Below are 24,806 nucleotides of genomic sequence, written 5' to 3'. Positions count from 1 at the left end.
GTCCTCGTGGCGACGTGGCCGATCCAGCGTGGGTTCGGAGGGACGCATGGAACTGAAGGACTACCTGCGGATCGCGCGCGACCGCTGGCTCCTCATCGCCCTCGTCTGCGGCCTCAGCGTCGCGGCCGCGGCCGTCTACACGCTCTCGGTGACACCGCAGTACCAGTCGACCGCCCGACTCTTCGTCAAGACTCCCCAGAGCTCGTCGGACGGTGAGCTGCAGCAGGGCGGGCAGTTCAGCCAGCAGCGGGTCAAGTCCTACGCCACCTTGATCAAGGGCGAGGAGATGGCCAGTCGCGTCGTCGAGAAACTGCGTATCGAGGAGACCCCGCAGGAGCTGATGCAGCGGATCGGCACGAGCGTCGAGCTCGACACGGTGGTGCTGTCGGTGTCCGTCACCGATCCGTCGCCGGAGCGCGCCCAGGAGCTGACCCAGACGGTCGCGGAGGTCTTCACCGCCTACGTGCGCGAGCTGGAGACGCCCGAGGGCGAGCGTGACGCGCCGGTCAAGGCGTCGATCGTCGACCGGGCGACGATCTCGGACTCGCCGGTCTCGCCGCAGCCGGTGCGCAACCTCGGGATCGGCCTGCTGCTCGGCCTGCTGCTCGGCTTCGGGCTCGCGGTGCTGCGCGAGGTGCTCGACAACCGCATCACGAGCCAGGAGGACATCAGCGCCGTGTCGGGGCGCGAGGTCCCGGTGCTGGGCACCGTCCCCTTCGACCGCGAGGCGGTGAAGCGACCGCTCGTGCGCGGTCTGCCCGGACACCATCCCCGGGTCGAGGCGTTCCGGGTGCTGCGGACGAACCTGCAGTTCGTCGACGCCGGCGCCGCGCACAAGTGCTACGTCGTCACCAGTTCCGTGCCCTCGGAGGGCAAGTCGAGCACGGCGGGGAACCTGGCGCAGCTGATCGCCGACAACGGCCAGCGGGTGCTGCTCGTGGAGGCCGACCTGCGCCGGCCGAAGATCGCCGAGTACCTCCACCTCGAGAGCAGCGTCGGGATCACGACGATCCTGCTCGGACGGGTCGGTGTGCGCGAGGCGATCCAGCACGTGGACACGGGCTTCGACGTCCTCCCGTCGGGGCGCATCCCGCCGAACCCGGCAGAGCTGCTGGAGTCCGCGGAGATGCTCAAGCTGCTCGACGGACTCCGTCAGGAGTACGACATCGTCCTGATCGACGCGCCGCCCCTGCTGCCGGTGACGGATGCGGCGCCGCTGGCCGCTGCGACCGACGGGGCGATCGTGGTGATCAAGCACGGCGCGACGACGACCGACCAGTACGCCTCGGCGCTGGAGCGACTGGCCAGCGTCGACGCGCGGCTGTGCGGGACCGTCGTCACGATGTCGCCCCCGCCCAAGCGGCACCGGCGGGGCTACGGGTACGGCTACGGGTATGGCTACGGCTACGCGTCGCAGACCCCGGCCGGCACGACGGGGACGGATCGCTCGGTGTGAGCCGACCGGGTGTGAGGTTCCCGACGGTGGCCGCTCTGCGCGGGTGCAGCGGTGCGAACTTGTCTACGGTCGAGTCATGAGCGGTGCCATCGAACTGTGGGGGCCCGGCGTCCGGGCGACGATCGCGCGCCACGGGGCGGAGCCGGTCTCCCTGCGCGACGGCGACGGACACGAGTACCTGTGGTCGGGCGACGACCCGTGGCGCCGTCATGCCCCGATCCTGTTCCCCGTCATCTGCCGCGTGCCCGAGGACCGGATCCGGGTCGGCGAGCAGACGTACCCGATGCCGCAGCACGGTCTGGCCCGCGACCTCGAGTGGGCCGTCGTCGACAGTGCCAACGACCGCGCCTCGTTCGTCCTCGTCGCCGACGAGGGCACGCGAGAGCACTACCCGTTCGACTTCGCGCTGGCCGTGACCTACACGGCGGGAGAGCGGTCCCTGACCACCCACTACACGGTCGAGAACCGCGGTGACGTGCCGATGCCGTTCTCCCTCGGCTCGCACCCAGCGTTCGTGTGGCCGCTCGAGGACGACTCGCCGCGGTCGATGCACGAGGTGCGCTTCGACGAGCCCGAGCCGGCCCCGTTCCGTCGCGTCGCCGACAACCTGCTGACCCCCGAGCGCTTCGACAACCCCGCCGCCGTCGACCGCACGATGATGCTGCACGACAGCTGGTTCGACGACGGCGCCGTGATCATGACCGAGGTCGCGAGCCGCGGCCTGGTCTACGCCTCGGCGACGGGCCGGCAGGTGCGCATGACGTGGGACGGGTTCACGGGCATCACGGTGTGGTCGCTGCCGGGTGCACGGTTCGTGTGCGTCGAGCCGTGGCGCGGTCAGCCGGCGCCCCGGGACTGGACGGGCCAGTTCGCGGGCAAGCCCGGCAACGTCGTGCTGCCCCCGGGGGGACGCGAGGAGCTGTCCTACCGGCTCGAGCTGCTCTGACCCAGCCGCGCGTGGCGGCGGCCGTACGCGACGTAGATGACCGCCCCGATCGCGAGCCAGACGACGAACCGCAGCCACGTCTCGACCGACAGGTTCACCATGAGCCAGATGCAGGCCAGGATCGACAGCGCGGGGACGAACGGCACCCACGGCACCCGGAACGGTCGCTCCAGGTCCGGGCGCGTGCGGCGCAGGATGATCACGCCCGCCGACACCAGCACGAAGGCGAACAGCGTGCCGATGCTGACGAGCTTCGACAGCTCGCTCAACGGCACCACGCCGGCCAGGATCGCGACGAACAGGCCGGTCACGAGGGTGATCTTCCACGGCGTCCCGTACTTGGGATGGACCTGCGCCAGACCGGTCGGCAGCAGCCCGTCGCGGCACATCGCGAACAGCACGCGCGCCTGGCCCAGCAGCAGCACGAGGACGACGGTCGTCAGGCCCGCTACGGCACCCAGCGAGATGAGCTTCGACGCCCACTCCTGGCCGTTGGCCGAGAAGGCCTCGGCGAGCGGTGCCGCCGTGTTCATCCGGTCGTCGTCGAAGGGCAGCATCCCGGTGATGACGAACGCGACGGCCATGTAGAGCACGGTGCAGATGGCGAGTGACCCGAGCAGTCCGCGCGGGACGTCGCGCTGCGGGTTCGCGGTCTCCTCGGCCGTCGTCGCGACGATGTCGAACCCGATGTAGGCGAAGAACACGACCGACGCCGCGGCGATGATCCCGTAGACGCCGAACGCCGTGGGCTCGATGCCGAAGATCCCCTGCAACAGCGTCGTGTCGGCGCCCGATGCGGCCTCTGCGGGCTGGGACGGCGGGATGAACGGGGAGTAGTTGGCGGTGTCGATGAAGAACAGTCCGGCGAGGACGACGAACAGGACGACCGCGACCTTGATGATCACGAGGACGCCGGTGACCTTGCCGGACAGCTTGGTGCCCAGGATCGCGATGGCGGTCAGGGCGAGGACGAGCGCGATGGCGCCGAAGTCGGGCAGCGCTTCGTCTCCGGCGAGCCACGTCGGCAGGTCGAACAGCGACTGCAGGTACGCCGACCAGCCGCGCGCGACGACCGCCGCACCGAGGGCCAGTTCGAGCAGCAGGTCCCAGCCGATGATCCACGCGACCAGCTCGCCGAGCGTCGCGTAGCTGAACGTGTACGCGCTGCCGGCGACCGGGACGGTGGACGCGAACTCGGCGTAGCAGAGGGCGGCGAGGCCACACGTGACGCCGGCGAGCAGGAAGGACAGGACGATCGCCGGTCCGGCATTGACGTGGGCCTGCTCACCGGTCAGCACGAAGATGCCGGTGCCGATGATGACGCCGACGCCGAAGAACGTCAGGTCCCAGGCGGAGAGGTCCTTGCGGAGCCGGTGGCCCGGCTCGTCGGTCTCGGCGATCGACTGCTCGACGGTCTTCGTGCGGAACAGGTTCATGCCGTCACCTCCGCGGGATGGGCACGGTGGGCCGGTGCCGGCATGAGGTGTCTGTCGTTCGCTCGCTGGCGCTCGCTCATGGACCGACTCTGGCCCTGTGGGATTGCGGGTGCAACCCACAGGGCCAGCGTGCGGACCTCACCGGGTCGGCTGCCCGTCCTCGTAGAGACGCGGGATCACATGGTTGGCGACGAACATTCCGTCGGGATCCACGGCGGACCGGATCGCGGCCAGCTTGAGCCACGCGTCGGCCGCGTAGGCGGTGCGCGCGTCGGTCGGCTCCTCGGCGAAGTTGAGGTACGACCGCCCGTTCGACCACGGCGTCAGCACGTCGACCGCGTGCTCGGCGGCCCCCGCGACGACCGCCGCGAACTCCGGGGTGGGTGCCATGCCACCGCACAGGAAGGCGAACTCGCCCTCGAGGTGCGTGAGGACGCCACCGCCCTCGTGCGGCCGGCCGAGCGCCCCGCCCAGCTGGCGCAGCTCGGCCAGCATGATCGGCGTCTCGACGCCCGGACCGAACAGCGCCAGGAACGCCTCGGCCCCGTCGTCGTCCAACTCGCGAAGCATCGACGAGCGGATGATGCCGGGAGCCGGCTCCTCGGGATCCATGTGCAGGTGCACGAGGGTCTCGGTGGGCACCCGGCCGAACGTGTCGAGCTCGGGCTGCATCGACCGGAGCGGGGCGAGGATGTCCCCGGCGCGCTCGTCGTCGGCCATCACGGCGCCGTCGATCACGACGATCGTGCGACCGCGGACGAAGTCCGGCATCTGCGGGATGTCGGGGATTCGCATGACGCGGAACGACGTCGTGACGTCGTCGGGGGCGACCGGCGCCCAGGCCCGCCACATGTCCAGCACGCGGGGTGCCATCTCGACGTCCCACATCATCATGCCGGCGTAGGCGGTGCTGAAGTCGTACGCCCGGAACTCGAGCGCCGTGACGATGCCGAAGTTGCCGCCGCCGCCGCGGACGGCCCAGAACAGCTCGGCGTTCTGCTCGGCGTCGGCGCGCACGAGGTCGCCGTTCGCCAGGACGATCTCCACGGCCGTGAGGCTGTTGGTGGCCAGGCCGAGCTTGCGGGCGTACCAGCCCATGCCGCCGCCGAGGCTGTAGCCCGCGATGCCGACGTCGACGGACGAGCCGTGCAGGACGGTCAGGCCGTGCTCGGCGGCCGCCTGGACGGCGGGCAGCCAGACGGTGCCGCCGCCGACGCGGACGATGCGACGCTCGGGGTCGACGGTGATGTCGTTCAACTCGCTCGTGCGGACGATGACGACGTCGTCGAGGCGGCCGGCCGCGAGAGGGCCGGCGTTGTGGCCCGTGCTCTGCGGCGCGACCCGCAGGCCGGCGGCGTGGGCGGCTCGGACGATCCGGGCGACCTCGTCGGCGTCGCGAGGGAGGGCGACGGCGGCGGGACGCTGGTCGACGGCGAGGTTCCACGCGGTGCGTGCTGCGTCGTACCCGGGATCGCCGGGCAGGTGGATGGTGCCACCGGCCAGTCCGCGCAGGCGGTCGGCCGGGCGCTCCAGCTGGTCGAGGGTTTCGTTGATGGACACGGTGATGCTCCTTGTTGAGTGTTTCGCTTCCTGACACCGAGAGCATCGACGGAATCACTTGATACCGACTGGTGGCTGACTTGGATTCCGTCGCCAAGGCGGCGGAATGGCCCTGTTGGGCGGGCGCGCCGGTCCCTATGCTTCGACTGTGGAGCTGAGGGTGCTGGGACCCGTGGCGGTTGCGGCGGACGGTGTCGAGCTGGATCTCGGCACGCCCAAGCAGCGGGCGCTCGTCGCCACCCTCGCCCTCTCCGGCGGCCGGCCGGTCGGCGTGGACACGATCGTCGACCACCTGTGGGGCGATGCCGCGCCACCGGCCGTCGCGACGACCCTGCAGGCGTACGTCTCGGGTCTGCGCAAGGTGCTCGAGCCCGACCGGGAGCGCCGGGCACCCGCCACGGTCCTCGTCACGGTCGCTCCCGGCTACGCCCTGCGGGTGCCCGCGGACGACGTCGACGCCGCCGCCTTCGAGCGCGAGATCACCGAGGCGCACCGCCGGCTGGAGGCGCCGACGCCGACGCGGGCCGAGCTCGAGGACGTCGTCGCGGTGCTCACCGAGGCCCTCGCCCGATGGCGCGGCACGCCCTACGCGGAGCTCGGCGACTCCCCGGCCGCGGTCGCGGAGCGCGCCCGGCTGGAGGAGCTGCGACTCGTGGCGCTCGAGGACCGGGCGGTCGCCGGGCTCGCGCTCGGCCGGCACGCCACGGTCGTCGCGGAACTCGAGTCGCTCACGACGGCCCACCCGCTGCGCGAGCGACTGTGGGGGCTGCGCGCGCTCGCGCTCGCACGGTCCGGCCGTCAGGCCGAGGCGCTCGACGTCCTGCGCAAGGTACGGGAGGTGCTCGACGACGAGCTCGGCATCGAGCCGGGTGCCGAGCTGCGCCACCTGCAGACCGCGGTCCTGCGCCAGGACGCGTCGTTGGACTGGACCCCGCCCGCGGAGGCGCCGGAGGCCGGTGCCGCGGCCACCGCGCCCTGGCCGATGGTCGGTCGCGACGTGCCGCTCTCCGCACTGGCTCGCAGCCTCGACGCGGCGCTCGCCGGGACGGTCTCCTTCGCCGCCGTCACGGGCGAGCCGGGCATCGGCAAGAGCCGGCTCGCGGCCGAGCTCGGTCGGCGCGCGACGGTCGCGGGCGCGACGGTCGCGGTCGGCCAGTGCTCGAGCGACGAGGGCGCGCCGCCCCTGTGGCCGTGGCGTTCCGTCCTCGCGGGCCTCGGGGTCGACTTCCCGGACGTCGCCGACGCCGTCGACGGATTCCGCGTGCGCGAGGCGATCCTGGCGGCGCTGCGCACGGCCTCGGACCGGCGGGCGATCGTCGTGGTGCTCGAGGACCTGCACTGGGCCGACGCGGAGAGCCTGCGCTGCCTGCTCCTGCTGGCAGAGACGGTCACGGAGGGTCGGCTCCTCGTGCTGGCGACGTGGCGCGACCGTCCCGAGCCCGTGGGCCTGCTGGCCGATGTGGCCGAGGCGATGGCGCGCCGCCATGGTGTGCGGCTGCGGTTGACGGGGCTCAGCCCCGACGAGGTGGCCGACATCGTCGGCAGGGTGGCCGAGGCGGCGCCGTCGCCCGCCCAGGCGGACGCCCTCCGGGAGCGCACGGACGGCAATCCCTTCTTCCTCGTCGAGTACGCCCGGCTGGCCGCCGAGCGCGGTGACCTCGCGGCGCTGCTGGCGGAGGACGACACCCCGCGAGCGGTGCAGGACGTGCTCGCCCGCCGGCTCGGCCTGCTGCCCGAGGACACCCGCGCGGCGCTCGCCGCCGCCGCGGTCCTCGGCCGGCGGTTCGACGTCTCGACGTTGGCGGACGTGGTCGGCGCCCACGAGGAGGCGGTCCTGGACCTGCTGGAGCCGGCGATGGCGGCCGGCCTCGTCGTCGAGGAGGACATCGACCGGCACGCGTTCGCCCACGCGCTCGTGCGCGACCACCTGTACGGCAGCCTGTCCGCGTCGCGGCGGGCGCGCAGGCACTCGGTCGTCGCCGCGGTCCTCGAGGGCTCGGGCCGGCCGTCCGAGGAGGCCCGGCACTGGCTGGCCGCGGGCCCCGCCCATGCCGCCACGGCCTGGCGCGCGGCGGTGCGGGCCGCCGAGGTAGCGCGCGACCTGCATGCCCACGAGGACCGGGCCGACCTGTTGACCGCAGCCCTCGGCGCGATGGCTCGCGATCCGTCGGCCACGGGCCGCGACCGGTACGACGTCACGATGGAGCTGGCCGACGCCCACCGGTGGTCCGCGCGCTGGGTCGAGCTGTCCGAGGACGTGACCGCGGCCCTCGCGGAGGCGAGGTTGCTCGGCGACTCCGCGCTGCTGGCGCAGGCTGCCCTCGCCACGACGCAGGGCGCGCTGTGGCAGGCGAGCAACCACGGTCAGGTCAACGACGTCGTGGTCGACGCCCTGCGCGAGGCGCTCGCGGACCTGCCACCGGAGCCGTCCCCGCTGCGCTGTCGCGTGCTGGCGGCGCTGGCCAGCGAGCAGTACTACACCGCGCCCTTCGCCGAGCGCGCCGAGCTCGTCGACCAGGCGCGGGCGATGGCCCGGGAGCTGGCCGATCCGGTCCTCGTGATCGACGTCGCGCAGGTCGGCGTCGGTGCGCTGTGGACCGCCGCGACGGCGCCCGAGCGGGTCGAGTGGGCCGGGGAGGCCGCGCAGCTCGCCCGCGAGCTCGGCCGCGACCGCGACGTCGTGATCTCGGCGACGCTGCAGGCCGTCGCGCTGGGCGAGGCCGGCCGGCCGCTGGAGATGCGCGAGGTGATCGCGCGGACCCGCGTCGACGCCGATCGGCTGCGCCTGGCCTATGCCCAGCTCGTGCTCGACGGCCTGGAGATCCCGTGGCTCGCGATGGCGGGACGGTTCGAGGAGTGCGCCGCGACGCTCGATCGGATGCGCCGGCTCGAGCAGACCGTGACGCTTCCGCAGTCGGAGGTGGCCATCCTCGGTGCCGAGCTCGTGCTCGCGGTGTGGGGCGGTCAGGCGGGCGACGTCGGGGATGTTCTCGTGGCGATGGAGGAGATCGATCCGCTCCCGCTCACGCCCGTCACGGCCGCGCTGCTGTGTCGGGCCGGTCGCGTCGACGATGCCCGCGAGCACCTGCGGCGGTACCCCGTGGACCTCGACCACGACGACTGGTTCTCGATGCTCGCGTGGTGCAACGCGGCCGAGGCCGCCCTGTACGTCGGCGATCAGGACCTGGCGCGGGACGCGCTCCCGCGGATCGCGCCCTTCGCCGGATTCAGCTGCGCGGCCGGGTCGGGCAACGCCTCCGGACCGGTCGACCAGTACATCGCGTGCGGGCACGCCGCCCTCGGCGACCTCGAGGCGGCGAAGGCCCACGCCGACCGCGCCGAGGAGTTGTGCGAGCAGTGGCAGATCCCGCTGGCCGCGCAGCGACTGCGCGACCAGCGGGACCAGTTCGGTTATTGAGCAGTTCGGGTACTGAGCAGAGCCGGTACTAGCGGGTCGTGACGAGGGCGGGTTCGCCGCCTTCGACGTCGACCTGCGGGAGGGCTCGGTCGAGCCATGCCGGCAGCCACCAGTTCCACCGCCCGAGCAGCGTCATCGTGGCGGGCACGAGCACCATCCGGACGACCGTCGCGTCGAGGAACACGGCGGTGGCCATGCCGACGCCCAGCATCTTGACGACCAGGTCGCCCTCCGTCGCGAACCCGAGGAACACGACGACCATGATGGCCGCGGCCGACGTGATGACCTTGCCCGAGGCGGCCAGGCCGTGGACGACGCTGCCCGTCGCGTCACCGGTGTCGAGCCACTTCTCGCGGATCCGGCTCAGCAGGAACACCTCGTAGTCCATCGAGAGGCCGAACAGGATCGCGAAGATCAGGATCGGCACCCAGCTGGACACGGGCGCGGCGTGGTCGAGGCCGAGCAGGCTCGCACCCCAGCCCCACTGGAACACCGCGGTCATCACGCCGTACGCGGCGCCGATCGACAGCAGGTTCATCGCGGCCGCCTTGAGCGGGATCACGACCGACCGGAACACGAGCGTCAGCAGCAGCACCGACACCGCCACGACGAACCCGATGACGAGCCACAGTCGGTGCGAGAGCATGTCCGCGATGTCGGCGAACAACGGCGTCTGGCCCGTGACCTCGACGCCGGCCGGGAGCGCATCGCGCAGGTCGTCGACGAGATCGGACGTGCGGGCGTCCGCGGGACCGAAGGCCGGCTCGGCGGTGATGACGCTGACGGCGCCGTCGGGCGAGGTGATCGCCGGGGAGACGGACACGAGAGCGTCGTCGTCGGCGAGCACGCCGCGGACGTCGGAGACCGTGGCGGCATCGGCGACCGCGTGGTCGACCACGATCGTGATCGGCCCGTTGGCGCCAGCGCCGAACGCGTCGGCGGTCAGGTCGTGCGCCCGCCGGGTCGTCGCCTCGGTCGTCTGGTTGCCGTCGTCCTGCGGCCACGTGCGCATGTCGAGCACGGGCGCCGCGAGGGCGATCATCACGGTCGTGCCGGCGAGGGCCCACAGCAGCGGACGGCGCGTGACCCGCTCGGCCCAGCGAGCGGTCAGCGGCCGGCCGGTGCGGGTCCTGCCGCGACGCACGCCCCGGGCGAGCACCTTGCGGCCGGCGAGCCGGCACAGCACGGGCACGAGGGTCAGCGCCGTGAGCATGACGGAGACGACGGCGATCGCGGTGGCCCAGCCGAACGTCGAGAACGTCGGCAGTCCGGCCAGGCCCAGGCCCAGCAGCGAGATCAGGACCGTGAGGGAGGCGAACACGACGGACTTGCCGGCGGTGGCGAGGCTCCGGCCGGCGGCCTCCTCGACGGCGTGACCTTCCGCGAGGAACTCCGAGTGCCGGCTGACCAGCAGCAGGGCGTAGTCGATGCCGACGCCCAGGCCGACCATCGAGGCGACCATCGGGGCCGAGGTCGAGACGTCCATCGTCGCGGCGAGGATCGTGACCCCGGCCGACCCGACGGCGAGTCCGGAGACCGCGACGAGCACCGGCAGGCCGGCGACGACGGCCGAGCCGAACGCGATCAGCAGGATCAGCAGGGCGGCGGCGATGCCGATCATCTCGCCGTAGCCCTTCATGGGCGCGGCGGCCGTCGACGGCTGGTCGCCGCCGAGCTCGACCTGGTAGCCGGCGTCGCGGGTCGCCTCGACGGCCTGCTCCAGCGGCTCGACGTTGCCCATCAGGTCGGGGTTCGTCACCTCGGTGTCGTACGCGAGGTGGACGACGGCGGTCTGCCCGTCCGCGCTGATGCGGGGCGGGCTGACGCTCGAGACGTGGGCGACGTCCCCGAGTCGCTCGGTGAGCGAGGTCAGGGCCGTCGCGGGGATCGCGGCGTCGTCGTGGACGACGATGTTGGCGGAGGCGTTGCCGGCGTCCGGCAGGTGGTCGCGCAGCAGCTCGATCCCGTGCTGGGACTCGGCGCCGGGCACGTTCCAGTCGTCCTGGGTCGTGCCGCCGAACGCGGACGAGGCGGCGAAGACGCACGCGGCGACGACGAGCCAGCCGACGAGCGTGCGCCAGGGGTGCAGAGCCGCCGTGCGGCCGAAGCGGTACAAGAGGGAGGACATGGTCTCTCGGTTCCTTCTGTGGGAGGTGTCGATCTGTCCCACCGAGAGTCGGTCCGAGACCTTGCGCCCGACTTGGTGGTGACTTGGAGCCCTGTCGGGCACGTCCTCCAAAGAACCGCGTGCGGGCATGCTGATACAGCACTGATTCCATCGCTTGCGATGAGATGAGCGAAGGATCAGACGGTCAGTGCGCGTCAGACTCGAGGCGCTCGGCGGCCAGCGCGATGTTGCGCTGCATGCCGCCGAAGATGATGCCGTGGAACGGCCACACGGCCCACCAGTAGAGATGCCCGGGAAGTCCACGCGGGTGGAACAGGGCGCGCTGGTGGAACGTGGTCGTGCCGGACGCGGCGGAGCCGACCTCGAGCTCGAGCCACGCCAGGCCGGGCACCTTCATCTCCGCGCGCAGCCGCAGGAACGAGGCGTCGTCGGTCGCCTCGACGCGCCAGAAGTCGACCGCGTCGCCGACGACCAGCTGGGCGTGGTCGCGACGTCCCCGGCGCAGGCCCGGGCCGCCGACGGCCCGGTCGAGCACGCCGCGGACCTGCCACGCGAGCGGCCACGAGTACCAGCCGTTGTCGCCGCCGATGCCCTCGATCACGCGCCACAGGGAGGTCGGCGAGGCGTCCACCTCGCGGGTGCGGTCGTCGACGAAGAGGGCGCCGCCGGCCCAGTCCGGGTCCTGGGGGAGCGGCTCGGACGGCGCACCGGCGGTCGACGCGGAGGACCACCGGGTCGGGACGTCGAGGTTCTGGATCTTCGTCAGGGCGAGCTCGACGGCTCGGGCGAACCCGATGAGTCCTTCCGGCGGATCGGGCACGTACTGGGCGATGTCGTGCTCGGTGGCGACGACGGTGTTGCGCAGGCTCTCGACCAGGGGGCGGGCCAGGCTGGACGGGACCGGTGTCACGAGTCCGACCCACAGGCTCGAGATCATCGGGGTGAGCACCGGCACGGGCAGGACCCGCCGCTTCGACAGTCCGGCCACCTCGGCGTAGCCCTGCATCATCTCGAGGTACGTCATGACGTCAGGCCCGCCGATGTCGAAGCGTCGATTCACGTCAGGGGGCAGTTCGGCGCAGCCCACGAGGTAGCGCAGGACGTCGCGGACGGCGATCGGCTGGATCCGCGTCTTGACCCAGCGCGGCGTGACCATGACCGGCAGCCGTTCGGTGAGGTAGCGCAACATCTCGAACGACGCCGATCCGGAGCCGATCACGATGCCTGCCTGCAACACCGCCGTCGGGACGGCCGAGTCCAGCAGGACGCGCGCGACCTCGTCGCGTGAGCGCAGGTGCGGGGAGAGGTCCTCGTGCTGCGGGACCATGCCCGAGAGGTAGACGATCCGCGCCACGCCCGCGTCCTCCGCGGCCGCGGCGATCGTCGCCGCCATCTCGTGCTCCGTGCGCACGAGGTCGCCGCCGGACCCGATCGAGTGCAGGAGGTAGTAGAGGACGTCGACGTCCTCGCACGCCCGTCGGACGTCCTCGCCGTCGGTCGCGTCGCCCTGGACGATCTCGACGTCGTCGGCCCACGGATGCGCCCGCGCCTTGCCCTCGTCGCGCACGAGCACACGGACCTCGTGTCCGGCCGCCAGCAACTGCGGCACGAGTCGGCCGCCGACATATCCGGTGGATCCGGTCACGAGACAGCGCATGCCGTCCAGTCAACGGCCGATCCGTGGTTCCCGCCTCCCGGCGGGTCTCAGCGCAGGATCTCCCCGGCGGCCTGCGCGGCCTCGGAGTGGCCGTAGGCGTCGAGGGCGGCCTGCGCGGCCTGCTGGCACTGCTCCCACGTGACCGAGGCGAGCTTGGCACCGACCGGGCGGACGGCGGTGGCCGCGCACGACAGCGAGGTCACCCCGAGACCGGCCAGGACGCACGCCAGCAGCGGGTGCGCGGCGGCCTCGCCGCACACGCCGACGGGCTTGCCGGCCCGTGCGCCGGCGTCGGCGACCATCTTGATCGAGGCCAGCAGCGCGGGCTGCCACGGATCGGTCAGGTTGCTGAGCGTCGGCGCCATGCGGTCGGCCGCGAACGTGTACTGCGACAGGTCGTTCGTGCCGATCGAGACGAAGTCGAGGTGCTTGAACAGGCGGTCGGCCAACAGGACGGTCGAGGGCGTCTCGATCATGATCCCGGCGGGCAGGCCGCGCTCGCGCACCCGGTCGGCGAACCACTTGGCCTCGCGCTCGGTCGTGACCATGGGCGCCATGACCCACACCTCGGCCGACGAGCGTCGGGCCGCCTCGGCGATGCCGTCGAGCTGGCGGTCGATCATCGCCGGGTCGGCCAGGCCGATGCGCAGCCCTCGCACGCCGAGCGCCGGGTTGGGCTCGTCGCGCTGGGAGGCGAACGCGAGCGGCTTGTCGGAGCCGGCGTCGAGCGTGCGGACGACGACCTTCTTCGTGCCGAGCGCGTCGAACACGGCGGCGTAGATGTCGGCCTGCTCGTCGACGGTGGGCTCGGTCGACCGGTCGAGGAAGCTCAGCTCGGTGCGGAACAGGCCCACCCCCTCGATGGGCTGCTCGGCGGCGACCCGGGCGCCGGGACCGTCCTGCACGTTGGCGAGGACCTGGATGCGGTGACCGTCGCTCGTCGTGCCGGGGCCGCTCCACCCGGCCGCGGCCACACGGACGCGGCGGTCCTCCTCGACGAGGGCGGCGACGGCCTGCTCGTCGGGGTCGACCGTGATGGTGCCCTCCGTGCCGTCGACGGCGGCCCGGCTGCCGGCCTCGACCTGGTCGAGGTCGGCGACGGCGACGATGCACGGGATGCCGAACTGCCGGGCGATGATCGCGGTGTGGCTCGTCGCGCCGCCGAGCTTCGTCACGATCGCGACGATCTTCTTCGGGTCGAGGCCCGCCGTGTCGGCGGGCGCGAGGTCGTCGGCGCACAGGATCGACGGCTCGTCGGGCTCGGGGATGCCGGGCTCGGGCTGGTCGAGCAGCTCGGCGACGATCCGGTCGCGCACGTCGTAGAGGTCGGTCACGCGCTCGGCCATGACGCCGCCGGCCGCAGAGAACATCGCGGCGAGCTCGTCGATCGCGGCTGCCGTGGCCGCGGCGGGACCGGAGCCCTGGGCGGCGTGCTTGGAGACGAACGTGGCCAGGCCACGGTCCTCGGCGAGACCTGCGGTCGCCGAGAGCACTTCGGAGGCGGCGCCGCTGGCGGCCTGGGAGCGCGCGCGCAGGCGGCGCGCGACCTCGGCGGCGGCGGTGCCGAACCTGACGGTCGTGGTGCTGGCGTCCACGACCTCCTCGTGGGAGGGGACGGTGGGCCTGGGGGCGGGACGGACGACGGGGCCGACGCCGATCCCGGGGACGACGGCGGTGCCGGAGAAGACGGTGGTCACGCCACGACCGTATCGCCGATGTGATCCATTCGACAGATATGTGTTGACAATGTCCCACGTTGTGACATAGAACAATGCGAAACAACACGTAAACCCACATAAAGCCACAGCGCGGAGATGTCGGTGTCGTGACAGTCTGGAATCGGGATGCGAAAGGAGCGTCAGGTGATCGTCACCGTGACCGCGAATCCCGCGATCGACCGCCTCGTCCCTCTGCTCGAGCGGCTCGAGCGGGGCGGTGTCGTACGCAGCCAGCTCGCCCATGACGACCCCGGCGGGAAGGGCATCAACGTCGCCCGCGTCCTGCACGACGCCGGCCTCCCCGTGACGGCCGTGCTGCCGGGCGCCGCCGACGAGCCACTGCTGAAGGCCCTTGACGGGATCGGCCTGACGTATCGGGCCGTGCCGGTCTCCGGCAGACTGCGGGTCAACCTCACGCTCGCCGAGCCGGAGGGCACGACGACGAAGGTCAACTCGCCCGGGCCCCAGCTCGACGACGCCGAGATCGAGGCCCTCACCGACACCCTCGTCGCCACCGCGACCCCCGGCGGCTGGGCCGTCCTGAGCGGCTCACTCCCGCCCGGCGTCCCCTACGACTGGTACGCCACCACGACCACGCGGCTGCAGCAGGCGGGCGTCCGCGTCGCCGTCGACACGTCGGGAGCCGCCCTGACCGCGACGGTCGACGGATCGGCCCCCGACCTGCTCAAGCCGAACTCCGACGAACTCGCCGAGCTGCTGCAGTGCGACCCGGACGAGATCGAGTCCGACCGGGCCCACGCCGCGTCCCGGGCGCAGCAGCTGCGCTCGGAGCACGGCATCGCAACGGTCCTGCTGACCCTCGGGGGAGCCGGTGCCGTGCTGGCCGCCGAGGAGGGCTCGTGGTTCTGTCCGCCCGTCCCGATCACCGTGCGCAGCACCGTCGGCGCCGGTGACTCGTCCCTCGCCGGCTACCTCGTCGCCGAGGTCGCCGGCCATGCCCCCGCCGAACGCCTCGCGAGCGCGGCGTCCCATGGTGCGGCAGCCGCATCCCTCGCGGGCTCGACGCTGCCCACGCCCTCTGATCTCGGACCCCTGCCGACGGCCATCCCGGTCGACCCGGCCTGAACAAGGAAAAGACGATGACCCAACTGATCAGCCCCGACCTGGTGGCGCTGGACGTCGAACTCGGGTCGAGTTCCGACGCCGTGATCGAGGCGCTCGCCCAGAACGTGACCGCGGCCGGTCGTGCCGCCTCCGCCGATGACCTCGCCGATGCGGCGAAGGCCCGCGAGTCGCTGTCGGGGACGGGAGTTCCCGGTGGCATCGCCATCCCGCACTGCCGCGCCGCGACGGTGTCCGAGCCGACCCTCGCCTTCGCCCGGCTCTCGCAGAAGGCGGACTTCGGCGCGCCCGACGGCCCCGCCGACATCGTGTTCATGATCGCCGCGCCCGAGGGCTCGGGCAACGCCCACCTCAAGCTGCTCTCGTCGCTGGCGCGGGCGCTCGTGCGGGCCGACTTCACCCAGGCGCTCCGCGCCGCGAAGTCGCCCGAGGAGATCATCGCGCTCGTCGACCAGGCCACGGGCGAGGTCGAGCTCAAGCCCGTCGCCCAGGCCGATCCGGGCGCCGACGCAGCTGCTGGCGCGGAGACCGGGTCGCGGGCCAAGAAGCGCGGCAGCATCGTCGCCGTGACCGCCTGCACGACCGGTATCGCGCACACCTACATGGCGGCCGACGCGCTGGCGCAGGCCGCGGCCGACAAGGGCCTGGACTTCGCCGTCGAGCCCCAGGGCTCCTCGGGCGTGACCCCGCTGACCGCCGAGCAGATCGCCTCCGCCGACGCGGTGATCTTCGCGACCGACGTGGGTGTCAAGGACCAGAGCCGCTTCGCCGGCAAGCCGGTCGTCCGCAGCGGCGTCAAGCGCGCCATCAACGAGCCGGCCAAGATGATCGACGAGGCCGTCGCGGCCGCGTCCGACCCGCGGGCCCGCCGGGTCGAGGGCGACGGTGGCGGAGCCGGCGCCGGCTCCGACGGCGGCGTGTCGAGCGGCGAGGAGGGCTGGGGCAAGGCGCTCCAGCGCTGGCTGCTCACCGGCGTCTCGTACATGATCCCGTTCGTCGCGGCCGGCGGCCTGCTGATCGCGCTGGGCTTCCTGTTCGCGGGGTACGACGTCGCGGGTGATCCCGCCGCGAAGGTGCTGGCGGACAACTCCCTGACCAACCTGCCGGAGGCCGGCGACCACGCCCTCCTGGGCAGCTCGCTCCTGTACTACTTCGGCGCGCTGATGTTCCTGCTCGGATCGTGGGCGTTCAGCTTCCTCGTCCCCGCGCTCGCCGGCTACATCTCCTACGCGATCGCCGACCGCCCCGGCATCGCGCCGGGCTTCGTGATGGGCTTCCTGGCGAACCAGATCGGCGCCGGCTTCCTCGGCGGCATCGTCGGCGGCATCATCGCCGGCCTGATCGCCAACTGGATCGCCAGTCGGCCGGTGCCGCGCTGGCTCGCCGGCCTCATGCCGGTCGTGATCATCCCGCTCGTGACGACGCTCGTCGCAGGCCTGCTGATGCTGCTCGTGCTGGGCAAGCCCATCGCCGACCTCACCGCGGGCCTGACCGACTGGCTCAACGGCCTGACCGGCGCCTCGATCATCCTGCTCGGTGCGATCCTCGGCGCGATGATGGGCTTCGACCTCGGCGGACCCGTGAACAAGGCGGCCTACGTCTTCGCGACTACCGGCCTGACCGCCGCGGCGATCGCGACCCCCGGCTCGGCCGAGACGAAGATCATGGCGGCCGTGATGATCGCCGGCATGACACCGCCGCTCGCGCTCGCGCTCTCCACGGTGCTGCGACCCAAGCTCTACACCGAGCCGGAGCGTGAGAACGGCAAGGCCGCGTGGCTGCTGGGCGCCTCGTTCATCAGTGAGGGCGCGATCCCGTTCGCCGCCGCGGACCCGCTGCGCGTCATCCCGTCCATGGTCGCCGGATCGGCCGTCGCCGGTGCGCTCTCGATGGCCGGCGGCGTCACGCTCGCCGCGCCGCACGGCGGAATCTTCGTCCTGTTCGCCGTCGATCACGTCCTGTGGTTCTTGGTGGCCCTGATCGTCGGTACTGTCGTCAGTGCGCTGTGCGTCACGGCGCTGAAGCAGATCGGGCACAACAAGAAGGTCGCGCAGGCGGCCGAACCCGTCACCGTCTGAGAGGACCTCACATGGCCAGCAAGACCGTCTCCGTCGGATCGGCCGTCGGGCTGCACGCCCGCCCCGCCGCCACCATCGCCGCCGCCGTGACCGAAGCCGGTGTCCCCGTCACCCTCGCGGTGGCCGGGGGCGACCCGGTCGACGCCGGCTCGGCGCTCATGATCATGACGCTCGGTGCCGCCCAGGGCGCCGAGGTCACGATCGAGAGCGAGGACGCGGCCGCGGTCGAGAAGATCGCCGCGCTCGTCGAGGCCGACCTCGACGCCTGACACACCACTCGGAACGGCCACCGGCGGGAGACCGCGGGTGGCCGTTCCGTGTCTTCGGGACCGGATCGCACCGCGTTGGTATCGATTGTGTCGGCAACCGATACTAAGATCGGCTCATGACAACCACGTGGCCCGAGGTCACCCACGAGTCGATTCCGTGGGACGGCGCGGACCGACACGGTTCTCGAACGGCCCTGCGCCAGCACCGAGGGCCGTATGCGGCAGCGATCGTTCCGCGGATCGCCCACGCGAGCTTCGATCTCGACGGGGAGTCCGGCGCGCTCCTGGACGACGCGTCCCAGGCGGCTGTTCGCTTCGACGCCCACGTCCACGCGGTGCTCGGGAGCGGGGCGTCGGAGTTCGGCCCGCTCAACCGTGTGCTGCTGCGCACGGAATCCGCCTCGAGCTCGCAGATCGAGGACCTCACGGTCGGCGCGCGACAGCTGGCGCTGTTCGAGCTGGACGAGTCGACCAGCGTGAACGCGGCGACGGTCGCCGCGAACGTCGAGGTCATGCGCGCCGCCATGGCGATGGCCGACGCGGCGAGCGACGACACGATCCTGGCGATGCATCACGCGCTCCTGGGACACGTCGATCCGGATGCGGGACGGTACCGGCACCAGCAGGTGTGGATCGGCGGATCGGCACTGGGCCCGCACCTCGCGACGTTCGTCCCCCCGGTCCACGATCGCGTCCCGGCGGCGATGGCCGACCTGTGGGAGTTCGTCGCTCGTGACGACCTTCCGGTACTCGCGCATGCTGCGCTCGCCCACGCCCAGTTCGAGACGATCCATCCCTTCACGGACGGCAACGGACGCACGGGTCGCGCACTCGTGCACACGATGCTGGTGGCGAACGGACTGACCCGACATGCCACCCTGCCGGTGTCCGCCGGGCTGCTGCACGAGCTCCCGACCTACGTCGACGCCCTCACGTCGTACCGTGCGGGTGACCCGCGGCCCATCGTCCGGCGGTTCTGCGAGGCGACCCTGTACGCGGCGGGAACGGGCACGGCATTGGTCGACGAGCTGGCCGAGCTGCTCGGCCGCTGGCGACTGACGGTGCAGGCCAGGGCTGATGCCGCCGCCTGGCCGCTGCTCGAACTCGTCGTGGCCCAGCCCGTCGTGAACACCGCGTACGTCGTCGACCGGCTGGCCGTGGGCAAGCCCGCGGCCCTGCGAGCGATCTCGGCACTGGTCGACGCAGGCGTCCTGACCGAGTCGAGCGGTCGGCGCCGGAGCCGCGTGTGGGCCTGTCTCCCGGTGCTCGACGCTCTCGACGAGTTCGCGGCGGCGATCCGGCGACCCGGATGAGGCAGCGCCGACCAGGATGAACGACGGCAGGCACGGCACTGCGGGTGCCCGCGCGGCGCGGGCCACCTAGGGTCGGAGCCATGAGCGATAGCGAGTCGTCCCTGCGCAGCGTCCACCTCGTCCGCACCGGGAACATGGAGTACCGGGCCGAGAACACCCGCGGTGGGGTGATCACGATCGGCGAGGGCCAGAACGCCGACTTCACCCCGGTCGAGCTCCTGCTCGTCGCGCTGGGCGGCTGCAACGCCGTGTCGATCGAGGCGCTGACGAAGCGCGCCGAGCCGCGCCGGTTCGACATCGCCGTCGAGGGACACAAGGTCCGCGACGAGGACGGGGGCACGCGCATGACCGACCTGCGGGTGACCGTCGACGTGACGTTCGAGGACACCGAGGACGGCCGCAAGATGACCGAGCGGCTGCCCGACGCGATCGAGAAGGTGCACCACAAGATCTGCACCGTGAGCCGCACGATCGAGCAGGGTGCCCCGATCAAGGTCGTGCAGGTCCGGCCCTGAGCCGCCGGCAACGAGAAACCGTCACCGCTGACCGGAACTGGGCCGGTGGTGACGCGATGCCCTACCGTGCTGTCATGGCTGATGACGTCCTGACCGACTTCGACGTCCTCGACCGGCTGCTGGCCTCGCGCTTCAGCTGTCGCGGCTTCACCGACGTCCCCGTCCCCGACGAGGACGTCCGCGCGATCCTCACCGCCGCCGTCCGCACCCCCTCGTGGTGCAACGTGCAGCCGTGGCAGGTCGACGTCGTGACCGGTGAGGCCACCGCGCGGCTCAAGGCCGACCTCATGGTGGACCCGTCGCTCGGCTCGGACTATCCGTTCCCGCCCGGCTACGAGGGGATCCACGCGCAGCGCCGCCGCGAGGTCGGCTGGCGACTCTACGAGGCCGTGGGCGTCGCGAAGGGCGACCGGGAGGGCTCGGGCCGCGAGATGCTCCGGAACTTCGAGTTCTTCGGTGCGCCCCACGTCGCGATCATCTCCGCGCCCACGTCGTTGGGACCGTACGCCGCGATCGACTGCGGGCTGTTCGTCCAGTCCTTCCTGCTGGCTGCGCAGGCGTTGGGCGTCGCCACGGTCGCCCAGGCGGCCCTCGCTCAGAAGTCCGAGTTCCTGCGCGGTTGGCTCGGGTTGCCCGACGACCGCAGCGTCGTGTGCGGGATCTCGTTCGGGTACGCCGATCCTGAGCACCCGGCGAACTCCTTCCGCGCCGGCCGCGCGGATCTCGACGAGCTCGTGAGATTCCACCGATGAGCCAGCCCCGGACGGTGTCGGCATGACGGTTCCCGAGTGGTTCCGCTGGGCGCTCGACCAGCGGCCGCAGCACTACGAGATCGAGGTCGAGGGCACGCCCATCGCGTACCGCGCGTGGGGGACCCCCGGCGACCCGGTCGCGATGCTGGTCCACGGTGGCGCCGCCCATTCGGGCTGGTGGGACCACGTCGGACCGCATCTCGCGGTCGGCCACCGGGTGCTGGCGCCGGACCTCAGCGGACACGGCGACAGCGGCCAACGGGACAGGTACGCCCTCGAGACCTGGGCGCGCGAGCTGCTCGCCGTCGCCGCGGCGGAGTCGGCCGAGAAGCCGGTGGTCCTCGGTCACAGCATGGGCGGTTTCGTCGCGCTGACGGCGGCCCGCGAGCACGGTGCCGATCTGCTCGGCGCGGCGGCCATCGACTCGCCCGTGCAGGCCCTCTCGGCCGAGGCGCGCTCGTGGCAGGCCGACCGTGCCGCCGTCACGATGCCCACCTACCCCGACGCGGCCACGATGGTCTCGCGCTTTCGCACGCTGCCCGCGGACGACGCGTCGCTGCCTTACGTCCGCGACCACATCGCGCGCGGCTCGATCCGTCGGGGTGAGGAGGGTTGGACGTGGAAGTTCGACCCGCGCGTCTTCCTGCGCTCCTCGATGAGCCCCGACGACGTGGCACGCAGCGAGTGCGAGGTCGCCCTGCTGCGCGGCGAGCGCGGGATGGCCACGACCGACATCACCGAGGAGATCCGCTCGCGGCTCGGCGGGCACGTGCCCGTTACGGTGATCCCCGACGCCGGACACCACATCATGCTGGACCAGCCGGTGGCGCTGATCGCCGTACTGCAGACCCTGCTCGGACAATGGAGAAGACGATGACCGACCTCACGATCGAGCGCGCCGGCGGCGTGCTGCGGCTGACGCTCACCTGCCCGGACCGGCTCAACTCGGTCACGACCGAGATGCTCCAGACGATCACCGCCGAGCTCTCGAACACCGACGGGGTCCGCGTCGCCGTGCTGTCCGGCGAGGGTCGGGCCTTCTGCAGCGGCGCCGTGATGGTGCCCGGCGCGGTCAACGAGGGCATCCTCGAGGCCGCCGACCGCACGATCCACACGCTGACCCAGGCACCGTTCCCGGTCGTCGCCGCGGTCAACGGCCTCGCGGCCGGCATCGGCAGCTCGCTCGCGCTGGCGTGCGACCTGCAGGTCACCCGCGAGTCCGACTACTTCCTGCAGGCGTTCGTCAACGTGGGCCTCATGGGCGACGGCGGCGCCCACGCGCTGATCGCCGCGTCCGTCGGCCGGGCCCGCGCGATGCGGCTGCTGCTCGCCGGCGAGCGACTGCCGAACCCCGAGGCGTTCGCCGCGGGCCTGATCTCGCACTGCGTCCCCGACGAGGAGTGGCAGGGCACCGTCGACGCGATCGTCGACCGCTTCGCGACCGGCCCCACGCTGGCCTACTCGCGCATCAAGTCGACCGTGAACGCCGCGTCCCTGGCCCAACTCGACGACGTCATCGACCGGGAGACCAAGGGCCAGACCTTCCTCGGCGCCAGCGCCGACCACCGCGAGGGCGTGCAGGCGTTCGCCGAGAAGCGCCCGGCGGACTTCACCGGGGCTTAGCGCCAGGCACGGTCGCGGGCGTCATTTCCCGACTATGAAGGTTCAATCGTCGTCGACCAGAACTTCGAACCATCGCTGTCGAAGTAGACATATCGAACCTGCGGATTTGCGATCCCCTCTCGGACCATCTCCGGAAACACTTGAGTGTCAGCTGCAGTCTGAAGCGTTGGCACCATCCCGTCCATGTACTCCAGGGCTGCGCCGATATCTTCGACCGGTTCCTCAAAGTCGTACTCGTACACCAGCGTTCCGGGACTTTCCGCCTTGATTCGTATGTCCGAATATCCGTTGAAAGCCTGCTTCAGTTTCGGAACCGAAGCTTGCGCTTTTGCGACGTACGTTTGAAGGGCTTCATCTGACGCAGGCGCTTCGTCCACGTCGCTTGCGGGTGATTCCGTGTGCGTTGCCGCGTCCGCGTTCGAGGATCCATCGGACGCCGAGTAGTCATTGCCTGACGGTTGGCAGCCCCCGACGACACCCAGCAGCAGGATTCCGAGCGTGATGGCGACGTTGTTGGCGAAGCGGTGACGGTGCACGGTTGGGAAGGCCTCTCTGACTCGCAAATGACTGAGGTTTCTCTGCGCCGAGCAGTCTGCCGCAGGTCTTGCTGGTGAGTCAGGAAACGTCTGAAAATCTTGGGCCAAGGCAACTGGGGTCGATGATCACGTGCGCAGGTAGTCGCAGTTCGCATTCGGCGAGGATCCCGGGCACTCCACGCCTTCAGACGAGCTATTGCGTTGGCAACATCGTCCGGGCTCAGGCGACCGGCCTGATCGGCTCGAGCCCGACGCACTGGAGTCGATCGGAGCACTCGCACGCCGGATCGGCCCCCTCGCCGAGACCTCCGCTGGACCAGCTCGCGGATTCCCTGGCCGCCAAGCTGCCGCTGCGACCATCCCCTGCGACAGCCGGACCCATCGGGTCTGCTGGGGCTAATGCGTCCAGCTCACATCTCTAGCGGTAACGACCGTCGGGGCTGCTAATAGATTCAACGGGGCTAGCTATGAACTGTCACTGCAGCGCGTAGGTCGCGAACACGGGCAGGTGGTCCGACGTGAGCACGTCGGGCGTCGCGACGCTCAGCAGGTCCAGCTCCGGGGAGGAGAACAGGTAGTCGATGCGCTTCGCCGGCGCGTCGGCCGGGAACGTGAGCGCGCCACCGGGTGACGAGTCGCGCAGCCCCGTGCCGACGATCGCGACGTAGCCGTCGGAGCCCTCACGCAGGTTGAGGTCGCCGCCGACGATCATGGGGTGGTCGAGCGTGTCCAACCAGCTCAGCAGGTCGGTCGCCTGGGCGGTCACGCCCTCGTCCCCGTCGGCGGGCTGCAGGTGCGTCGCCACGAACGTGACCGCGTGCGAGTCGGCCCGCACCGCGATCGCCTGCGCCCCGGTCACGGCGCCGTGGGACGGCAGCCGGTGCCGGGTCACCTCGGCGTCGGTGCTGCCGAGCAGGACCGCATCGCCCCACACCGGGTCGGCCGCGGGCCCGAACCAGCCCTTGCGGTCGAGCAGCCGCCCCAGGATCGCCAACTGGTCCTGTCCGCCGTTGAGGAACCAGCCGCGGTCGACCTCGCTGAGCAGGCCGACGTCGGCATGGCCGAGCACGGCGGCGACCTCGTCCGGCCGGAACGTGCCGTCCATCCCGAAGCCCATGCGGAGGTTCCACGCGGCGACGGTCACCCGGTCCGACCGCCCCGACTGCTCCTCGGCGGCCACGATCGTCGCGTACGGACCGATGTACGCGACCGGGACGGCGGCGATGGCGAGCACGCCGGTGCCGAGCACCGCCGGCCAGGAGACCCGCTCCGGAACGGCCGGTCGCGCCGTCGCCGCGACCACGGCGATGACGAGGGCCACCGCGACCAGCAGCCAGTCCGCGCGGTAGCCGACGTCGTAGCCGGCGTAGTACGCGAACAGCAGGGCGACCCACACGAGCCCCCCGAGCGTCACCGCGAGCGGCCCGCCCCGGTCGCCGACGTTCGACGCCTGCCACACGTGCGCGAGTGCGGGCATCCCGACCAGGAACGACACGACGGTCCACGTCGGCAGCAGGCCGTCTGCGGTCGTCCCAACGGCGGACGCCGCGACGGCGGCGACGAGCAGGATCCCCGCGAGCCACGCCGACCAGCGGCGGACCGGGAGCAGTGACGTCGCGACGGCGAGCACCGCGCCGCAGGACGCCACCGCGGGACCGATCCCCACGATGGTCGCCGACGCGCGGCCGGCGTTAGCGACGACGACTCCGGCGAGGAACAGGCCCGGCATGAGCGTCCACGCGAAGCGCGCGCCCATTCGGTCGCTCGCGTGGGTGCCGCGGAAGAAGCCGGCCGTCACGAGGAACGCGATCTGCCAGGCCAGCAGCAGCCAGGACCACAGGTCGTGGCGCCACACAGCGCCCCACGTGCCGAGCGCGGCGTGCGTCGTCACGGACACGGCGATGCCCGCGGTCACGCCCAGGACGGCGATGTCGCGATGGCGGGGCAGGACGAGCGCGAGCCACACGACGATCGCGACGACGCCTGCGGAGGCGACGGCCAGGTGGGGCCGCCCGCCCGAGGTGAACTGCAGGGCCACGCGTGCCGCGATCGCGACGGCGAGGGCGACGGCCGCCACGATGCGCTGGCTCGCCGGGAACCGGCCCACGAGGGCGACGACGAGGACGGGCACGAGGAGGCAGCCGAGCGCGAAGGCGCCGATGGCCTCGGGCGGGGTCTCGGCGGCCCGGCCGAAGATCGTGATGAGCGTCGGCGTCCACGCCCGCAGGAGGTCAAGCAGCAGCCACGTCCCCGCCGCGAGGGCGAACCTCACGTCCCAGCGGCTCGAGCCCATGGCACCAGTGTGGGGGGTCGGCCCG

The 24,806-nt window shown here is 71.9% G+C and carries 18 protein-coding genes; 11 read left to right on the top strand and 7 right to left on the bottom strand.

Annotated features, from left to right (window positions below):
* The first annotated feature begins 46 nt into the window (after window positions 1-46).
* Entirely contained in the window at window positions 47-1,456 is a 1,410-nt protein-coding gene (locus ACT26F_RS13130; RefSeq protein ID WP_471670993.1) for a tyrosine-protein kinase domain-containing protein, read from the top strand.
* Between the two features lie 76 nt (window positions 1,457-1,532).
* Window positions 1,533-2,402 (top strand): aldose 1-epimerase family protein, encoded by an 870-nt coding sequence (locus tag ACT26F_RS13125; protein WP_471670992.1) that lies wholly within the window; start codon window positions 1,533-1,535, stop codon window positions 2,400-2,402.
* On the opposite strand, the gene ACT26F_RS13120 is transcribed toward ACT26F_RS13125, so the two are convergent.
* Together ACT26F_RS13120 and ACT26F_RS13115 are read right to left on the bottom strand one after the other, a co-directional pair.
* A complete protein-coding gene (locus tag ACT26F_RS13120) occupies window positions 2,381-3,838 on the bottom strand; it encodes an amino acid permease (protein ID WP_471670991.1) in 1,458 nt (485 codons plus the stop codon). The genes ACT26F_RS13125 and ACT26F_RS13120 overlap by 22 nt on opposite strands.
* Window positions 3,839-3,976: 138 nt before the next feature.
* Window positions 3,977-5,398, bottom strand: coding sequence for an FAD-binding oxidoreductase (locus ACT26F_RS13115; RefSeq protein WP_471670990.1), 1,422 nt, complete (start codon window positions 5,396-5,398; stop codon window positions 3,977-3,979).
* A 148-nt stretch (window positions 5,399-5,546) separates the two neighbouring features.
* Between ACT26F_RS13115 and ACT26F_RS13110 the strand changes: the two genes are divergently transcribed.
* Complete coding sequence (locus tag ACT26F_RS13110; protein WP_471670989.1) at window positions 5,547-8,816, top strand: BTAD domain-containing putative transcriptional regulator; 3,270 nt, start codon at window positions 5,547-5,549, stop codon at window positions 8,814-8,816.
* Window positions 8,817-8,844: 28 nt separating this feature from the next.
* Here ACT26F_RS13110 and ACT26F_RS13105 read toward each other — a convergent pair whose 3' ends face one another.
* The 3 genes from ACT26F_RS13105 to ptsP form a co-directional block, all read right to left on the bottom strand.
* Window positions 8,845-10,944, bottom strand: coding sequence for an MMPL family transporter (locus ACT26F_RS13105; RefSeq protein WP_471670988.1), 2,100 nt, complete (start codon window positions 10,942-10,944; stop codon window positions 8,845-8,847).
* Window positions 10,945-11,128: 184 nt separating this feature from the next.
* Window positions 11,129-12,589, bottom strand: coding sequence for an SDR family oxidoreductase (locus tag ACT26F_RS13100; RefSeq protein WP_471670987.1), 1,461 nt, complete (start codon window positions 12,587-12,589; stop codon window positions 11,129-11,131).
* Between the two features lie 59 nt (window positions 12,590-12,648).
* On the bottom strand, window positions 12,649-14,298 hold the full coding sequence (ptsP, locus tag ACT26F_RS13095; protein WP_471670986.1) for a phosphoenolpyruvate--protein phosphotransferase: 1,650 nt from the start codon (window positions 14,296-14,298) through the stop codon (window positions 12,649-12,651).
* Window positions 14,299-14,463: 165 nt separating this feature from the next.
* Between ptsP and ACT26F_RS13090 the strand changes: the two genes are divergently transcribed.
* The 8 genes from ACT26F_RS13090 to ACT26F_RS13055 all read left to right on the top strand — a co-directional run bounded on the left by ACT26F_RS13090 (window position 14,464) and on the right by ACT26F_RS13055 (window position 21,952).
* The gene (locus tag ACT26F_RS13090) at window positions 14,464-15,405 is read left to right on the top strand and encodes a 1-phosphofructokinase family hexose kinase (protein WP_471670985.1); all 942 of its coding nucleotides are present in this window, start codon (window positions 14,464-14,466) and stop codon (window positions 15,403-15,405) included.
* Window positions 15,406-15,419: 14 nt separating this feature from the next.
* Window positions 15,420-17,480: a PTS fructose transporter subunit IIABC gene (locus ACT26F_RS13085; protein WP_471670984.1), complete on the top strand. Its 2,061-nt coding sequence runs from the start codon at window positions 15,420-15,422 to the stop codon at window positions 17,478-17,480.
* Window positions 17,481-17,491: 11 nt separating this feature from the next.
* Entirely contained in the window at window positions 17,492-17,749 is a 258-nt protein-coding gene (locus ACT26F_RS13080) for an HPr family phosphocarrier protein (RefSeq protein ID WP_471670983.1), read from the top strand.
* Between the two features lie 116 nt (window positions 17,750-17,865).
* Window positions 17,866-19,062 (top strand): Fic family protein, encoded by a 1,197-nt coding sequence (locus ACT26F_RS13075; RefSeq protein WP_471670982.1) that lies wholly within the window; start codon window positions 17,866-17,868, stop codon window positions 19,060-19,062.
* 80 nt (window positions 19,063-19,142) lie between these two features.
* Window positions 19,143-19,577, top strand: a complete 435-nt coding sequence (locus tag ACT26F_RS13070) for an OsmC family protein (RefSeq protein ID WP_471670981.1) — start codon at window positions 19,143-19,145, stop codon at window positions 19,575-19,577.
* A gap of 74 nt (window positions 19,578-19,651) precedes the next feature.
* Window positions 19,652-20,329: a nitroreductase gene (locus ACT26F_RS13065; protein ID WP_471670980.1), complete on the top strand. Its 678-nt coding sequence runs from the start codon at window positions 19,652-19,654 to the stop codon at window positions 20,327-20,329.
* Window positions 20,330-20,351: 22 nt separating this feature from the next.
* A complete protein-coding gene (locus tag ACT26F_RS13060) occupies window positions 20,352-21,206 on the top strand; it encodes an alpha/beta fold hydrolase (RefSeq protein WP_471670979.1) in 855 nt (284 codons plus the stop codon).
* A complete protein-coding gene (locus ACT26F_RS13055) occupies window positions 21,203-21,952 on the top strand; it encodes an enoyl-CoA hydratase-related protein (protein WP_471670978.1) in 750 nt (249 codons plus the stop codon). Before ACT26F_RS13060 ends, ACT26F_RS13055 begins: the two co-directional genes overlap by 4 nt.
* Window positions 21,953-21,984: 32 nt before the next feature.
* Here ACT26F_RS13055 and ACT26F_RS13050 read toward each other — a convergent pair whose 3' ends face one another.
* Both ACT26F_RS13050 and ACT26F_RS13045 read right to left on the bottom strand, forming a co-directional pair.
* Window positions 21,985-22,488 (bottom strand): hypothetical protein, encoded by a 504-nt coding sequence (locus tag ACT26F_RS13050; RefSeq protein ID WP_471670977.1) that lies wholly within the window; start codon window positions 22,486-22,488, stop codon window positions 21,985-21,987.
* Window positions 22,489-22,963: 475 nt separating this feature from the next.
* A complete protein-coding gene (locus tag ACT26F_RS13045; RefSeq protein WP_471670976.1) occupies window positions 22,964-24,781 on the bottom strand; it encodes an endonuclease/exonuclease/phosphatase family protein in 1,818 nt (605 codons plus the stop codon).
* Window positions 24,782-24,806 lie beyond the last annotated feature (25 nt).

The organism is Aeromicrobium sp. SP1, from assembly GCF_055663785.1.
The sequence above is the reverse complement of the archived record's forward strand: the minus strand, read 5'-3'. Positions and strand labels throughout refer to the sequence as shown.

Bases quoted from the DNA above. Each gene is read 5' to 3' on its own strand.
- ACT26F_RS13045 (WP_471670976.1), bottom strand. From the start codon at position 24,781: ATGGGCTCGAGCCGCTGGGACGTGAGGTTCGCCCTCGCGGCGGGGACG.
- ACT26F_RS13075 (WP_471670982.1), top strand. From the start codon at position 17,866: ATGACAACCACGTGGCCCGAGGTCACCCACGAGTCGATTCCGTGGGAC.
- ACT26F_RS13060 (WP_471670979.1), top strand. From the start codon at position 20,352: ATGACGGTTCCCGAGTGGTTCCGCTGGGCGCTCGACCAGCGGCCGCAG.
- ACT26F_RS13080 (WP_471670983.1), top strand. From the start codon at position 17,492: ATGGCCAGCAAGACCGTCTCCGTCGGATCGGCCGTCGGGCTGCACGCC.
- ACT26F_RS13120 (WP_471670991.1), bottom strand. From the start codon at position 3,838: ATGAACCTGTTCCGCACGAAGACCGTCGAGCAGTCGATCGCCGAGACC.
- ACT26F_RS13055 (WP_471670978.1), top strand. From the start codon at position 21,203: ATGACCGACCTCACGATCGAGCGCGCCGGCGGCGTGCTGCGGCTGACG.
- ACT26F_RS13125 (WP_471670992.1), top strand. From the start codon at position 1,533: ATGAGCGGTGCCATCGAACTGTGGGGGCCCGGCGTCCGGGCGACGATC.
- ACT26F_RS13070 (WP_471670981.1), top strand. From the start codon at position 19,143: ATGAGCGATAGCGAGTCGTCCCTGCGCAGCGTCCACCTCGTCCGCACC.
- ACT26F_RS13130 (WP_471670993.1), top strand. From the start codon at position 47: ATGGAACTGAAGGACTACCTGCGGATCGCGCGCGACCGCTGGCTCCTC.
- ACT26F_RS13085 (WP_471670984.1), top strand. From the start codon at position 15,420: ATGACCCAACTGATCAGCCCCGACCTGGTGGCGCTGGACGTCGAACTC.
- ACT26F_RS13105 (WP_471670988.1), bottom strand. From the start codon at position 10,944: ATGTCCTCCCTCTTGTACCGCTTCGGCCGCACGGCGGCTCTGCACCCC.
- ACT26F_RS13065 (WP_471670980.1), top strand. From the start codon at position 19,652: ATGGCTGATGACGTCCTGACCGACTTCGACGTCCTCGACCGGCTGCTG.